The following is a 13,841-nucleotide window of genomic DNA, read 5'->3' on the forward strand; positions in this document are numbered from 1 at the left end:
CAAATGACATTTCGGAGCGTCGCCAAACTCTGCTAGAACAGCGATCGAGTGAGCCCTGTTGAGTCCCCGCGCAGTCGTCACAATTCGGCCCAAATCGAAGAGCGATAGCGCGGTTGTTGCCCCTGCGTGACAGGCCCGGGCAGAGTGAGTTCTCAAAGACCGTCTTCTCCGCAACAAACGAGGCTTCCTGTTCCGCATGGTCGCCGACCTCCGCCCGGCTCGCGCAAGTGATGTCGATGCGCTGATTGCGATCGAGAACGCCGTCTTTTCGACCGACCGCATCTCGCGGCGTTCCTTCCGGCAGTTGATCGAAAGAGGCACCGCCGAAACGCTCGTGGCGGAGGTGGACGGAAAGGTCGCAGGCTATGCGATGGTCCTGTTCCGGAAGGGCAGCGGGGTGGCGCGCCTTTATTCGATCGCGATCGCGCCCGAGGTGTCGGGGCAGGGCGTCGGACGCCGGCTGCTGGAAGCGGCCGAGGACATCGCCTTCGACCACGGCCGCATGCTGCTGCGCCTGGAGGTCCGCGAGGACAACGCCCGCGCCATCCGCATCTACGAGAAGGGCGGCTACCGCAACATCGGCAGCGAGCCCGACTACTACGAGGATGGGGCGACGGCGATCCGCTACGAGAAGACGCTGCGCGGCGACGTTCCGCTCGAGACTTCGGTGCCGTTCTATCGGCAGACATGCGATTTCACCTGCGGTCCGTGCTGCCTGATGATGGCGATGTCCAACTTCGAACCCGGCTTCGTTCCCGATCCGGTGCGCGAGATCCGGCTGTGGCGCGAGGCGACGACCATCTTCATGATGTCGGGACCGGGCGGCTGCGAGCCGTTCGGGCTCGCAGTGGCGGCGCATGAAAACGGCCTCTCGGCGGAGATCTGGGTGTCGTTCCACGGCGCGCTGTTCCTGCAATCGGTGCGCAGCGTCGAAAAGCGCCGCGTCATGGAGCTCGCGCAGGTCGATTTCAGGCGACGGGCCGAGCACTACGAAATCCCGGTCACCTATGCCCCCTTCGCGATCGATGACGTCCGCGAGGCTATCGCCGAGGGGAAGCTCGTGCTGGTCCTGATCAGCGGCTTCCTGATGTTCGGCAAGAAGGTGCCGCACTGGGTGCTGGCCATCGGCGACGACGGCGAGCACATCATGATCCATGACCCCTGGGTGGAGGTCGAGCGTCAGGAGACGGCGTCCGACGCGGCGAACATCCCAGTGCCCTACGCGATCTTCATGAACATGGCGCAGTTCGGCAAGGATGCCCTGCGCGCGGCCATCATCCTCGGAAAGCGCGCCTCATCATGACCTGGGTTATCCTGACCGGCAGACAGAGCGACCTCGACCAGGTGGCGACGCCGCACAAGACGATCACCAACCGGGACTATCTCGCCCATCCGGCGCTGTTCCGCGGCCAGCGGCCGAAAGTCATCAACCTGTCGAACAGCTACGGCTATCAGAGCCGGGGCTACTATGCCTCGCTGCTGGCGAGTTCGCGGGGGCATCGGGTCATCCCGACGGTCGAGACGATCATCGATCTCTCCGAGCCGAAGCTCTACGAGAACGCGCTGCCCGAACTGGAGCTTGCGCTCAACAAATGCCGCAAGGAGCTGGGTGGGACGTTCCCCACCAAGGCCTCCTTCTTCTTCGGCATCGGGCCGTCCAAGGCCTGGGACCGTTTCGCGAAGCTCCTGTTCGACTGGTTCCGCGCGCCCTCGCTGGAAGTGTCGATCCGCGACGGCGCGGAGTGGGCGTCGATCCGCAAGATCGGCTTCCTGCCGGTGATCCGGCTCAGCGCCGAGGAGAAGACGCGCTTCCTGGCGAGCATGGACGCCTACACCAGCCGCGAATGGCGCGACAGCAAGGCGCGCACGCCGGCGCGCTACACCTTCGCCACGCTGGTCGATCCGAACGAGGCGCTGGCGCCGTCCGAGATCTCGTCGCTGCGCTACTGGGCGAGGATCGCCGAGAAGATGGGCGTCGAGGTCGAGCCGATCACCAAAAAGGATCTGGCGAAGCTTGCCAACTACGACGCGCTGTTCATCCGCGAGACGACGTCGATCTCGAACCATACCTATCGCTTCGCCCGCCGCGCGCAGCAGGAGGGCATGCCGGTCATCGACGATCCGCTGTCGATGATCCGCTGCACCAACAAGGTCTATCTGAACGAGCTGATGGCCTACAACAAGGTGGCGGTGCCGCCGACCGTGATGATCGCGAGCCCGGCCGACTTCGAGCTCGCCGCCGACACGCTCGGTTTCCCGCTAGTCTTGAAGATCCCCGACAGCTCGTTCTCGCGCGGCGTGAAGAAAGTGTCTTCGCTCGAGGAGCTGCGGAAGCTCGCAACGACATGGCTCGACGATTCCGATCTTCTCATCGCCCAGAAATTCCTGCCGACCGAATATGACTGGCGCGTCGGCGTGCTCGGCGGCCAGCCGCTGTTTGCCGTGCACTATCTGATGGCCAAGAAGCACTGGCAGATCGTCAATCACGACCGCGCCGGCAAGCCGCTGCAGGGCGGCATCAAGACCTTCACCTTGAAGGAGACGCCGCCGCTGGTGGTGGAGACCGCGGTCAGGGCCGCGCGCTGCATCGGCGACGGGCTTTACGGCGTTGATCTCAAGGAAACCAGGGACGGCGTCTTCGTCATCGAGGTGAACGACAACCCGAACCTCGACCATGGCTGGGAGGATTCGGGCGAGAAGGACGAGGTCTGGGTTCGACTCACCCAGTGGTTCCTCGACAGGCTGGAGCGGCCGGGGCGTTGAAGGTGATCACTGAAATGCCCAAGTTCACCGTAACTTGATCGGCTCTGACAGATTAACGGCGAAAGAAGAAAAACGTTAACCAACAACGATTTAAATGGTAGAGGGGCCAGCCGTCTTGTTCGGCTTGACCGTGCGTAAACCAGTACTTACCTGACGAACTGGGTTGAAAAGACACGAATCATGGTATCTTCGTGGCAAAAACGGGGCAAGACCTAGATAAGGAACAATAATAAGGGGTATGGGGTGGAAACGAAGATCGGACGAGTGTCGTGAGACCTCGGCTACGTTTCTGGGACTCGGGGCGTGAACGCAAGCAAGAAGCGCCGCCGCTGACGCCAGTTTCCTCGATGCGCAGCTTCTGGGGTCTGATGAGAGCCTACTGGTTCTCCGACCGCTGGATGGAAGCCTGGGCGCTGACGGTCGTCATCGCCTTCTTCACGGCTGCCGCCAGCAAGGCCAGCGTCTGGATGGCCGAGGCCTCGGGCGAGCTCGTCAACTCGATCGCCTTCTTCCACGATCCCAGCAACACGACACCGCTGCCCTATCTGCTGAACAGCGCCGGACTTCTTCTTCTGCTGGTCTTCGTCAAGGACGCCGGCATCATCGGCATCAGGCATCTCTTCTCGACCACCTTGCACCGCAAGTGGCGCGGCTGGCTGGACAGCCGCTTCAACGACGCGCTGCTCGACGGCAACCACACGCATTTCCATCTGCAGCATGGCGGCCGCGACGCCAGCGGGAAGCCCGTCCTGCCGCCTGACAACGTCGACCAGCGCGTGCAGGAATCGATCAAGGGCATGACCGGCGGCGCCATCGGCCTCGCCATGGGCATCATGGGCGTCGTGACGTCGCTGTTCTTCGTCGGCCAGAAGCTGATCGAGCAGTCGACGGTGGTCGACGGGCTGGAATTCCTCGGCACCTACGGCGCCGCGATCCTCGCCTTTGCCGCGGTGGCGACCTATGTGCCGCTCAACACCTATATCGCGCTGAAGATAGGCGGCCTGCTCGAGCGGCTCACCGTCACCATCCAGAGCACGGAAGGCAGCTATCGTGCGGAACTGACGACCCTCCTGCGGCGCAGCTTCCATGTCTCGGCCGCGCGTGGCGAGGAGGTGCAGAAGAAGCTGCACGGCAGGCTCTACGCCCATATCGACCGCACCTGGTCCAAGCTGAACTGGGTCCATTCGGGGTACCAGTCCTTCGAGCGGATCTATGACTTCCTCGCCGCCAGGATCATCGCCTACCTGCCGGGCCTGATCCCCTATATGAACGACAAGATCAGCCTGAAGAGCTACATCACCGGCGCCGAACTGGTGAATTCGCTGATCAACCAGTGCTCCTGGTTCATCCACGTCATGCCGGCGATCGCCACGCTCAGGGCCAACGCACGGCGCGTCACCGAACTCGCCTGCGCCATCGAGAACGTGCAGCACCCCGACGACTTCTACACCGGCACCGGCCGCCGCGAATTCACCTACGGCACGCAGGACCCGAATTTCGGCCTGGCCATCCGCAATCTCAGCCTGATGCACCAGGGCGCGGACACCAAGCCGTTCCTGACCATCCGCAACGTGCGCTTCCGCCGCGGCGAGTGGACCTATCTGAGGGGCGAGTCGGGTAGCGGCAAGACCTCGCTCATCAAGGCGATCAACGGGCTCTGGCCGCATGGTCGCGGCAGCATCATCTTCCCCGAGGGCGTCAAGTCTTTCTATGCGGCGCAGGAGGTGAAGCTGCCGCAACTCACGCTGAAGGAACTGGTCTGCCTGCCCGAGGGGTTGGACACCCACTCCGACACGCAGGTCGCCGCCGCGCTGCATAAGGCCGGCCTTGGCGAATTCATCGAATATCTCGACGCGGAGACCCGCGAGGGCAAGGTCTGGGACCAGGTACTGTCCGGCGGGCAGAAGCAGAAGCTGGTGGCCGCGCGCATCCTCCTCCACCAGCCTGGCCTGCTTTTCCTCGACGAGGCGTCGAGCGCGCTCGATCCCGAGGCCAAGGTGGCCTTCCACCAGGCGATCAAGGACAATTGCCCCGACGTGACCGTGATCAGCGTCATGCATGAGGCGATCCCCCCGCGCTCGGCCGCGGGAGCCTCCTTCTACGATTCCGTGCTGACGCTTGCCGACGGCGTGGCGACAAAGACGCCGCTCGGCGTCCACACGCCAGAGGTCGACGTCAAGAAGAAGGCAGCCGCCGACGCCTCGACGACGAGCTTGTTCCCGGGCGGGCCGAGGCCGGCCTAGCGGCTAGCCCCGCGCAATTTCTCGATCGAGGCGAAACGCTTGAGGAAGGCGGACTGCACCGACCTCGCCGGCTTGCAGGCGAGATCGAAGCGGTCGGCCGAGATGCCGCGTGGGCGGCCGAAGAACTGCGTGGCTTCGGGAACTGAGAATCCGGCGAGCAGCGTCGCCTCGAAATAGGCGGCGACCTGGTCGGCCCGCTTGATGTCGCGCTTGAGTTTCTCGGCAGTATCGGCGGGCAGGCTGAAGCGCAGGTGGATGGCGCGCTGCAGCCGCTGCTCGACCGCCTTGTAGCCGCCGCCGACCGCCGACTTGAACGGCGAGATCATGTCGCCGATGACATATTCCGGCGCGTCGTGCAGCAGCGCCGTCAGCCGCGCGTCGGGCGAGGGGCCGGGCACGAGGGCGCAGAAGATGTCCTCGACCAGCAGCGAATGCTGCGCCACCGAGAAGGCATGGTCGCCGCCGGTCTGTCCGTTCCAGCGCGCGACGCGGGCAAGCCCATGCGCGATGTCCGATATCTCGACGTCGAGCGGGGAGGGGTCGAGCAGGTCGAGACGGCGGCCCGAAAGCATCCGCTGCCATGCGCGCGGCGGCGCGCCGGCCCGGTCGGCTGCCATCAGGCGTCCTCGCTGGAGGCTTGCTCGGGATAGGTGAACTTCGCCCAGGAGGGTATTACGACCGAGAGGGGAACGCCGCCTGCTTCGATCGCAGCGCCCGCGTCGAGCGCGTCCTTGACCCGGTCGATGCGCAATATGGCGAGCCCCTTGCCGCCTGCGGTCGAGCCGAGCGTGCCGATCGGCCGGCCGTTCGCCACCACCTCCGTCCCCGGCGCCGGCAGTGCGTCGCCGGACGCGATCAGCACGCGGCGGCGCGCCGTGCCGCGATGCTGCATGCGCGACACGACCTCCTGGCCGACATAGCAGCCCTTCCTGAAGCCGACGCCGTCCGTCTGGTCGAGCAGCACGTCATGCGGGAAGGCGTCGCCCAGCGCGTAGTCGGCGCCGCTCTCGGCGATCCCGTTGGCGATGCGGAAGGCATGCCATTCGGCGATGTCGCCGTCGGCCGCTTCGATCCCGTAGGAGCGCCATGCAGGCGCCGTGGCGGGGAAGCGGGTGTCGCGCAGCCAGCTTGAATCGGATTCTGAAGGCGCTGAATCAGAACCCCACGAAACCGCCACAAGCGATTCACCCTGCTTGGAAATCTCGGCCTTGGCGCGCAGCTTGTAGAGGGTGAGCCTGCGCACGAAATCGCCCACGATGTCGGCGCGGCATTCGAGCCGGAAGGCCTCGGCGCCGTTCCTGGAGACGAGGAAATCGAAGAGGATCTTGCCCTGCGGCGCCAGCAGCGCTGACGGTTTCGCTTCGCCTTGTTTCAGCGTGTCGAGGTCGGCGGTGACGATGTTCTGCAGGAAATGCTCCGCCTCCGGACCGGAGACGGAGACGATCGCACGGTCGTCGAGGCTGGCTGTCGGCATCGGAACCTGAACTTGCAATTGAATCGGCCATTACGTAAGCCCCAGCGGGCAAGGCGACAAGAGCAGCGAGACGACATGGCGGCGACCTACGATCTCATCCTGACAGGCGGCACGGTCGTCAACCATGACGGGCAGGGCGCCCGCGACGTCGGCGTGCGGGACGGCCGCATCGCTGCGATCGGCGATCTCGCCCAGGTCTCGGCCGGCAGCCGCATCGACTGCCGCGGCCTGCATGTCCTGCCGGGCGTCATCGACAGCCAGGTGCATTTCCGCGAGCCGGGGATGGAGCACAAGGAGGACCTGGAGGCAGGTTCCCGCGCGGCCGTGCTGGGCGGCGTCACGGCCGTCTTCGAAATGCCCAACACCAATCCGCTGACGACAAGCGAGGCGGCGCTGGCCGACAAGCTGCGGCGGGCCACCGGCCGCATGCATTGCGACTTCGCCTTCTGGGTCGGAGGCACGCGCGAGAACGCCAGGGACGTCGGCGAACTGGAGCGGCTGCCGGGTGCTGCCGGCATCAAGGTCTTCATGGGCTCGTCCACGGGCGACCTGCTGGTCGAGGACGACGAGGGCGTCGCCTCCATCCTGAGGAACACGCGCCGCCGCGCCGCCTTCCATTCCGAGGACGAGTTCCGGCTGCGCGAGCGTCTCGGCGAGCGGATCGCCGACGATCCCTCCTCGCATCCCGTCTGGCGCGACGAACTGGCGGCGCTCCAGTGCACCGAGCGGCTGGTCCGGATCGCCCGCCAGTCACGCGCCCGCATCCATGTGCTGCACATCTCGACATCGGAGGAGATCGCCTTCCTCGATGGGCAGAAGGACGTTGCGACCTGCGAGGCGACGCCGCACCATTTGACCCTGTCGGCGGATGACTATGCGCGTCTCGGCACGCTGCTGCAGATGAACCCGCCGGTTCGCGACAAGCGCCATCGCGACGGCGTCTGGCGCGGCGTCTCGCAGGGCGTCATCGATGTGCTCGGCTCCGATCACGCGCCGCACACGTTGGAAGAAAAGGCGAAACCTTATCCGCAGTCGCCTTCCGGCATGCCCGGTGTGCAGACGCTGGTGCCGGTCATGCTCGACCATGTGAACGCTGGCCGGCTGACGCTGGAACGTTTCGTCGACCTGTCGTGCCACGGGCCGAACCGCATCTTCGGCATGGCCCGCAAGGGCAGGATCGCCGCCGGCTACGACGCGGATTTTACTGTCGTCGACATGAAGCGCGCCGAGACGATCACCAACGCGCAGGCCGGTTCCAAGGCCGGCTGGACGCCGTATGACGGCATGCGGGTCACTGGCTGGCCGGTGGGAACGATCATCCGCGGCAACCGCGTCATGTGGGAAGGCGAGATCGTCACGAAAGGGCAGGGCCGTCCGGTGGAGTTCTCCGAGGCGCTGCCCCGTTAGCCGGTTCGGCCTTCGCAATAGGCGGCGAGGTTATCGAGCGACGAGGCGAGGCCTGTCGCGTGATCCTCGGCGCTGATGCCTTCAGGCACGTTCTCGCAGACGATCGACACCTCGGTGCCGTCGGCGGCCGGCTCCAGCTTCCACGTCATCGTCATGACGCCGGCAAAGGCCGGGTCGTCGGATTCGAACGCGAAGCGCTGCACGACCTCGCTGTCCGCTGCCAGCCGCACGAATTCCCCCTCGACGGTATCGGCATCCTCGGAGGATTTTCCGACGGTGGAGCGGTCGGGCGCGTCGTAGGTCAGGGTCATGCGGTAGCGGCCGCCGGGCTTCGGCTCGAAATGTTCGATATGGCCGGTCATGCCGGCCGGCGGCAGCCAGGCGACAAGCGCTTGCGGGTCGACGAAAGCCCGGTAGACCGCAGCCGGCGGCGCCTTGATCAGGCGCGAGGCGCGGTCGGTACGGCCGGCCACCTTACTCTCCCGCGACGAAGAACGCCCAGCGCCCGTCCGGCGTGATGCCGACGCGGTAGAAGATGTAGGTGCCGAACTGCTTCATGTCCTCGAGGTCGCCGGCGGTGACGATCTTGAAGAGCTCGACCTTCTGCCTGGCGTCGAGCTTGTCGAGCGGGATGCCGAAGAAATAGGGCCAGACGTAGATCTCGTTCGGCGTACCCGCTTCGAGATGCACGAAGCCGGCATTCAGCACCTCTTCGAGGATGGCGAGGAGTTCCTGCCCGTCCGGATCGCCGGACAGCCCCTTGAGGAAGTCGATCGGGTCGCCTTCGATCTCGCCGAAGGAGAGCTGGACCATGCCGTTGCCCATGCCGAGCAGGGGCCGCAGCTTCTCGATCTCGCCGCTCTTGGCCGCTTCGACGAGCAGGTCGTGCATGCGCCTGACGGGCTCCGGCAGTCGGTCGAGATTGTAGACGATTTCCGGAAGCGGACCGTTCTCGTCGATCTCCGGCCGGGCGATATCGTTTTGCTCGCCCTGCTCGCCGTCGAGATCCTCCGGTTCGAGGGAGGCTGGCGGCGACACCGTCTCGCCTGGGATCGGGATGCCGGGCGCGGTCGGGTCTGCCTCCGGCGGTATGGGCGTCGTCGTTGGCGGCGGCAGGTTCTCCCGGCCGATCTCGCTCAGTGCGAGGGCAGGGCCGGCGGCAAGCAGCGAGGCGAGGCCCGAGGCCGCAAACCAGACGAGTGCCAGCCAGACGGGCGCGCGCCCCCTGCGGGACGTACGCGGTTGCTGCCGCGCTGTTCTAGGATGCATAGTCATTTCTCTCCGGCGTCGCTCCGACCGAATCCAGCCCCGGGCCGTTCGATCAAGGAACGCCCGGGCACGGGAGTCAATGCCGCGACAACTCCGGCATGAATTCCCCGGCGATGACGCGGTCGCGCATGCGTTCGATCAGCGAAAGCACGGCTGCCTCTCCGCTGGCGCGCAGCAACTCGCCGAGCGCGGTGGCGAGCGCCGCTTCGGCGATGATCTCCGGCTCGATGCCGGCCGAAAGTCCGTCGGCCCAAGCCTCGCAGTGGTTTTCCTCCGCGGTCAGCCGTTTTTCTTCCCTGACCAGCGCGTCGAGGTCGGTGAAGCCATGTGCCATGCCAGAATTCCACCCTTTCAAGCGGTGAACCGAGCGTTTCGGTCCAACTTGATATGTCCCTTTAATGTCCCGTTAAGCTTCGTAGCACAGCCGAGCCCCGATGTACGCCCCTGGCATGGCCGAAAAGTTAACCGCCTGTTAATTCCCGTAGCGGGCCGCGAGGTCGCGGGCAAGGTTCTCGCCTTCGACCGTGTAGCGGCTGATCGCCTCGGTCGCGGAAGCCGTGCATTTCGTATAGGTGCTCTCGAACGAGCGATAGCCGCGGTTGAAGCTGGCGATGAAGCGGGCGCGCCGCTCCGGATCCGGATTTTCGGCGGCGAGCAGCCTTTCCATCGTCTGGCGCCACTGGTCGCCCTTGTCGCCGCAGAGATTGCGCAGGAAATGCAGCGATCCCATCACCTCGGCGATGCGCAGCAGCCCCGCCTCGTAGGGCGCCTCGGCTGCCGCCGGGCGCGCCAACGCCATCGGAGCGATCAACGCCATTACCATGAATATGGAAGCAACCCGCCGCATGCGCCCTTGTGGCGAAACAATTTGACTGCCGCAAGGCGGTTTTTCGAGGTGGCGTCGGCCTGTCCCGCCCCTTGACGGCCAGGGAGGGCGTTTACTTGGCGAGCAGTCCGCGCCCGACCTCCAGCACCGAATCCAGGATCGGCAGGGCCTCCATCTCGGCCAGCGTGTAAAAACTCGCCTCGGCGGCATCGTCGGCCGCCACCGGCTGGCCGCCGGCGTAGCGGCCGAAGAAGACCTGCAGGTCGTAGTCGAATTCGTCGCCCTCCGCCCGGACGAGCACCAGCGGCGAAAGCTCGTGCACGGCGAGGCCTGTCTCCTCGGCGAGTTCGCGCCGCGCGGCTTCCTCAAGCGTCTCGCCCGTTTCGACGCGCCCGCCGGGGAAGGCGTAGTAGCCGAGCGAGGGGGCGCGGCCGCGCAGCACGAGCAGCAGCCGGTCGTCATGCTGCAGGGCGACGGAGACGGCGGGAAGGATCTTTCGTGCGGTCATCTGTCCATGTCGGGCGGTTTTCCACCGGCCAAGCTTGCCGGGCGGGATTCCAGCCTCCACCTTGTGCCTGACGAATCGAGAGGCATCAAAGAAAATGTGCGGCCGTTTCTCGCTGACCGCAAAACCGCAGGAGCTGGAAGAGTTCTTCGCGCTCGTCGGCGTCGAGGATTTTCCTGCGCGTTACAACATCGCTCCGACGCAGCCGATCCTGCTGGTGATCGCGGCCGGCAGCAGGTCCGAGCCCGGCTCGAACCTGCCGGACCGCCGCGCCATGCTGGCCCGCTGGGGGCTGATCCCCGCCTGGACGAAGGACCCCAAGGCCCTGCCGGCCCATTTCAACGCGCGTTCGGAGACGGCGGCCGAGAAGGCGTCGTTCAAGACCGCGATCCGCCATCGCCGCGTGCTGATCCCTGCCTCGGGCTTCTACGAATGGCGTCGCACCGGCGACAAGCGCTCGCAGGCCTACTGGATAAGACCGAAGCGTGGCGGCATCGTCGCCTTCGGCGGGCTTATGGAGACCTATTCGGAGCCGGGCGGATCGGAGATCGACACCGCCGCGATCCTGACCACCGCAGCGAGCGGCGACATCGCCCATATCCACGACCGCATGCCGGTGATGATCAGGCCCGAGGACTTCGAGGCCTGGCTCGACTGCCGGACGCGGGAGCCGCGCGACGTCGCCCATCTGATGCGCACGCCGGAGGAGGGGTTCTTCGAAGCGGTCCCGGTCTCGGACCGGGTGAACAAGGTGGCCAACGCCGGACCGGATCTGCAGGACCGCGTCGAGCCCGCGGCGGCGATCAGGGCGCCAGAAAAAACAAAGCCCGGCGAAGCCGGGCAACTTACGCTTTTCTAAGCGTTCCTGGTGTCGTTCACAGGCGCGCCGCGCCCATGCCTCCCGAAGCGCGTCGGGACTTTCAGGCCGCCTTGGCGGTTTTTGTGGGCTTCTTCTTCGGCGCGCAGATCAGCGCCGCGACGATCGCGGCCGGGCCGATGGCGCGATAGTGCTTGGTGAGCGACGAGGGCTTCATCGCGGCTCGTTCGGCTTCGCTCTTCTTGGTGGACATTTCTCTCTTCCCTGAAGTCATGGTCGTCGTAGGCGAGGCTTGGACATGGTGATCCAATGGGACCAAAACGTGACAAGCGCCGGATTTCCCGCCTTCTCCCCCCAGTTGATGTCCGGACATGTTTAAGAGAATCTTACGATTTCAACGCCCTAGCGCTTTCATTCATATAATGAGTCCGGTCTGCAACACTCCGTAATTACGGCATGTATCTGCGATTTGCCGCCTCTGTTGCTTCCTGGTTACAAATCGGAAGCGTTGTTTGGCGGCCGGGCTTGACGCGGGCGGCCGCAGGGCGCGATAACCCACCCAATGAAAACGCCTTTTGCCATTCGCGGCATTTGCATTATTGGCTAGCGCCTGCGCTGGTCCGGTCGTTTTCGCCTTCTTCTCAAAAAGACAGCCAAACGCCCAGGCCAGCAGGCCTTGGGGAAGTTAATCGATGTCTGACCGGAGAGATGGCTTGCGGCTCTACAACACGCTGACGCGGACGAAGGAGGATTTTTCCCCCATCGACCCGCAGAACGTGCGCATGTATGTCTGCGGCCCGACCGTCTACGACTTCGCCCATATCGGCAACGCCAGGCCGGTGATCGTCTTCGACGTGCTGTTCAGGCTGCTCAGGCATGTCTACGGCGAAAGCCACGTCACCTACGTCCGCAACATCACCGACGTCGACGACAAGATCAACGCACGCGCCGCGCGCGACTATCCCGGCCTGCCGCTCAACGAGGCGATCCGCAAGGTCACCGAGGAAACCAACCGGCAATTCCAGGCCGACGTGAAGGCGCTGGGCTGCCTGGAGCCGACCTTCCAGCCGCGCGCCACCGAATATATCGACGAGATGAAAGCGATGATCGAGCGGCTGGTCGATCTCGACGTCGCCTATGTCGCCGAGGGCCACGTGCTGTTTTCGCCCAAGCGCATGAAGGATCGCGTGAAGTCGCCGCGCTACGGCGCGCTGGCGCGCCGCTCGCTCGACGAGATGCTGGCCGGCGCCCGCGTCGACGTCGCCTCCTACAAGGAGGACGAGATGGATTTCGTGCTCTGGAAGCCGTCGAAGAAGGACGAGCCGGGCTGGCCGTCGCCGGCGGGCATCGACGGGTTCGGCCGGCCGGGCTGGCACATCGAATGCTCGGCCATGTCGATGGCCAAGCTGCTCGAACCCTTCGGCGGCGGGCTGCAATGCGACGATCCCGAGAAGAACGTCTTCGACATCCATGCCGGCGGCATCGACCTCGTCTTTCCGCACCACGAGAACGAGATCGCGCAGTCCTGCTGCGCCTTCGGCACCGACCGCATGGCCAACATCTGGATGCACAACGGCTTTTTGCAGGTCGAAGGCCGCAAGATGTCGAAGAGCGAGGGCAACTTCGTCACCATCAACGAGCTGCTGAACACGGAAAAATTCGGCGGGCGGAAATGGCCGGGCGAGGTGCTGAGGCTCGCCATGCTGATGACGCACTACCGCGAGCCGATCGATTTTTCGGTGAGGAAGCTGGAGGAGGCGGAAGCGATCATAGCCAAGCTGCGCCGGCGCGCATCGGGAGCCGCTGCGCAACCCGTCGATGCGTCCTTCATCGCCGCCCTCGGCGACGATCTGGACATGGCGGAATATCTTCGTCTCCTGAACGCCGCCGATCTGCCGCCGTCGTCGCTGGTTGCCGCCGCCGACCTGATCGGGATCGATCTTTCCGAACTGGAGACGGATGTCGACGTAGCAGCCTTTGTTGCCCAGCGCCTCGCCTTCATCGCGCAAAAGAACTGGGGGGAGGCCGACAAGATCCGCGACGAGCTTCTGGCGCAGGGCATCCAGCTCAAGGACGGTAAGGATCCGGCGACAGGCGAACGCGTGACCACCTGGGAGGTGAAGCGATGATCGACCATGCAGGCATCAACGTCAGCGACTGGGACAAGGCGAAGGCCTTCTACGACGCGGCGTTCGCCGCGATCGGCGCGAAGCTGCTCATGACGGTGCCGGAGCAATATACCGGCGGCGTGAAGGTCGGCGGCTACGGGCGCGAGAAGCCAGACTTCTGGCTGCACGAGAAGAAGGAAACCGGTCCCGGCCGGCACTATGCCTTCGTCGCGCGCAACCGCGCCGAAGTCGATGCCTTTTATGCCGCCGCGCTGGCGGCGGGCGGCAAGGACAACGGCGCGCCCGGCATACGCGCGCATTACCATCCAGACTATTACGGCGCCTTCGTCATCGACCCCGACGGCAACAATGTCGAAGCCGTCTGCCACAAGCCGGAGTGAGCGATTTCAATGCGTTGCGCCCGCCGCA

15 protein-coding genes are annotated in these 13,841 nt (G+C 65.1%); 7 read left to right on the plus strand and 8 right to left on the minus strand.

Annotated features, from left to right (window positions below; genetic code table 11):
• Positions 1-196: 196 nt before the first annotated feature.
• From rimI to D8676_RS13305, 3 genes are all read left to right on the plus strand, one after another.
• Positions 197-1,303, plus strand: a complete 1,107-nt coding sequence (gene rimI / locus D8676_RS13295; protein ID WP_121581367.1) for a ribosomal protein S18-alanine N-acetyltransferase — start codon at positions 197-199, stop codon at positions 1,301-1,303.
• Positions 1,300-2,763, plus strand: a complete 1,464-nt coding sequence (locus D8676_RS13300; RefSeq protein WP_121581368.1) for a RimK family protein — start codon at positions 1,300-1,302, stop codon at positions 2,761-2,763. The genes rimI and D8676_RS13300 overlap by 4 nt, the downstream gene beginning before the upstream one ends.
• Before the next feature lie 347 nt (positions 2,764-3,110).
• On the plus strand, positions 3,111-5,006 hold the full coding sequence (locus D8676_RS13305; RefSeq protein ID WP_121581369.1) for an ABC transporter ATP-binding protein/permease: 1,896 nt from the start codon (positions 3,111-3,113) through the stop codon (positions 5,004-5,006).
• Here D8676_RS13305 and D8676_RS13310 read toward each other — a convergent pair.
• Positions 5,003-5,623, minus strand: coding sequence for an HD family hydrolase (locus D8676_RS13310; protein WP_121581370.1), 621 nt, complete (start codon positions 5,621-5,623; stop codon positions 5,003-5,005). The two genes, D8676_RS13305 and D8676_RS13310, sit on opposite strands and share 4 nt — an antisense overlap.
• Positions 5,623-6,480: a folate-binding protein YgfZ gene (locus D8676_RS13315; RefSeq protein ID WP_121581371.1), complete on the minus strand. Its 858-nt coding sequence runs from the start codon at positions 6,478-6,480 to the stop codon at positions 5,623-5,625. Before D8676_RS13315 ends, D8676_RS13310 begins: the two co-directional genes overlap by 1 nt.
• Before the next feature lie 75 nt (positions 6,481-6,555).
• Here D8676_RS13315 and D8676_RS13320 point away from each other — a divergent pair, with 75 nt between their 5' ends.
• Complete coding sequence (locus D8676_RS13320; protein WP_121581372.1) at positions 6,556-7,887, plus strand: dihydroorotase; 1,332 nt, start codon at positions 6,556-6,558, stop codon at positions 7,885-7,887.
• Here the strand turns inward: D8676_RS13320 and D8676_RS13325 are convergent.
• From D8676_RS13325 to D8676_RS13345, 5 genes are all read right to left on the minus strand, one after another.
• Positions 7,884-8,360: an SRPBCC family protein gene (locus D8676_RS13325; RefSeq protein WP_121581373.1), complete on the minus strand. Its 477-nt coding sequence runs from the start codon at positions 8,358-8,360 to the stop codon at positions 7,884-7,886. The genes D8676_RS13320 and D8676_RS13325 overlap by 4 nt on opposite strands.
• A gap of 1 nt (position 8,361) precedes the next feature.
• Positions 8,362-9,156 (minus strand): hypothetical protein, encoded by a 795-nt coding sequence (locus D8676_RS13330; protein ID WP_245426789.1) that lies wholly within the window; start codon positions 9,154-9,156, stop codon positions 8,362-8,364.
• Between the two features lie 76 nt (positions 9,157-9,232).
• On the minus strand, positions 9,233-9,490 hold the full coding sequence (locus D8676_RS13335) for a hypothetical protein (RefSeq protein ID WP_121581374.1): 258 nt from the start codon (positions 9,488-9,490) through the stop codon (positions 9,233-9,235).
• A gap of 138 nt (positions 9,491-9,628) precedes the next feature.
• Positions 9,629-10,003 carry a TIGR02301 family protein gene (locus D8676_RS13340; protein ID WP_121581375.1) on the minus strand — a complete coding sequence of 125 codons (375 nt, stop codon included), beginning with the start codon at positions 10,001-10,003 and terminating at the stop codon, positions 9,629-9,631.
• A 91-nt stretch (positions 10,004-10,094) separates the two neighbouring features.
• Complete coding sequence (locus tag D8676_RS13345) at positions 10,095-10,490, minus strand: NUDIX domain-containing protein (RefSeq protein ID WP_121581376.1); 396 nt, start codon at positions 10,488-10,490, stop codon at positions 10,095-10,097.
• Between the two features lie 94 nt (positions 10,491-10,584).
• On the opposite strand from D8676_RS13345, the gene D8676_RS13350 reads away from it, so the two are divergent.
• Complete coding sequence (locus D8676_RS13350) at positions 10,585-11,346, plus strand: SOS response-associated peptidase (protein ID WP_121581377.1); 762 nt, start codon at positions 10,585-10,587, stop codon at positions 11,344-11,346.
• A 61-nt stretch (positions 11,347-11,407) separates the two neighbouring features.
• Here the strand turns inward: D8676_RS13350 and D8676_RS13355 are convergent, their stop codons facing one another.
• Positions 11,408-11,557, minus strand: a complete 150-nt coding sequence (locus D8676_RS13355; RefSeq protein ID WP_121581378.1) for a transcriptional regulator — start codon at positions 11,555-11,557, stop codon at positions 11,408-11,410.
• 439 nt (positions 11,558-11,996) lie between these two features.
• On the opposite strand from D8676_RS13355, the gene cysS reads away from it, so the two are divergent.
• Together cysS and D8676_RS13365 are read left to right on the plus strand one after the other, a co-directional pair.
• On the plus strand, positions 11,997-13,433 hold the full coding sequence (gene cysS, locus D8676_RS13360) for a cysteine--tRNA ligase (protein WP_121581379.1): 1,437 nt from the start codon (positions 11,997-11,999) through the stop codon (positions 13,431-13,433).
• Entirely contained in the window at positions 13,430-13,813 is a 384-nt protein-coding gene (locus D8676_RS13365; protein ID WP_121581380.1) for a VOC family protein, read from the plus strand. Before cysS ends, D8676_RS13365 begins: the two co-directional genes overlap by 4 nt.
• Positions 13,814-13,841: the final 28 nt, after the last annotated feature.

It is taken from the genome of Mesorhizobium sp. YM1C-6-2, from assembly GCF_003666685.1.
Classification (GTDB): domain Bacteria; phylum Pseudomonadota; class Alphaproteobacteria; order Rhizobiales; family Rhizobiaceae; genus Mesorhizobium_K.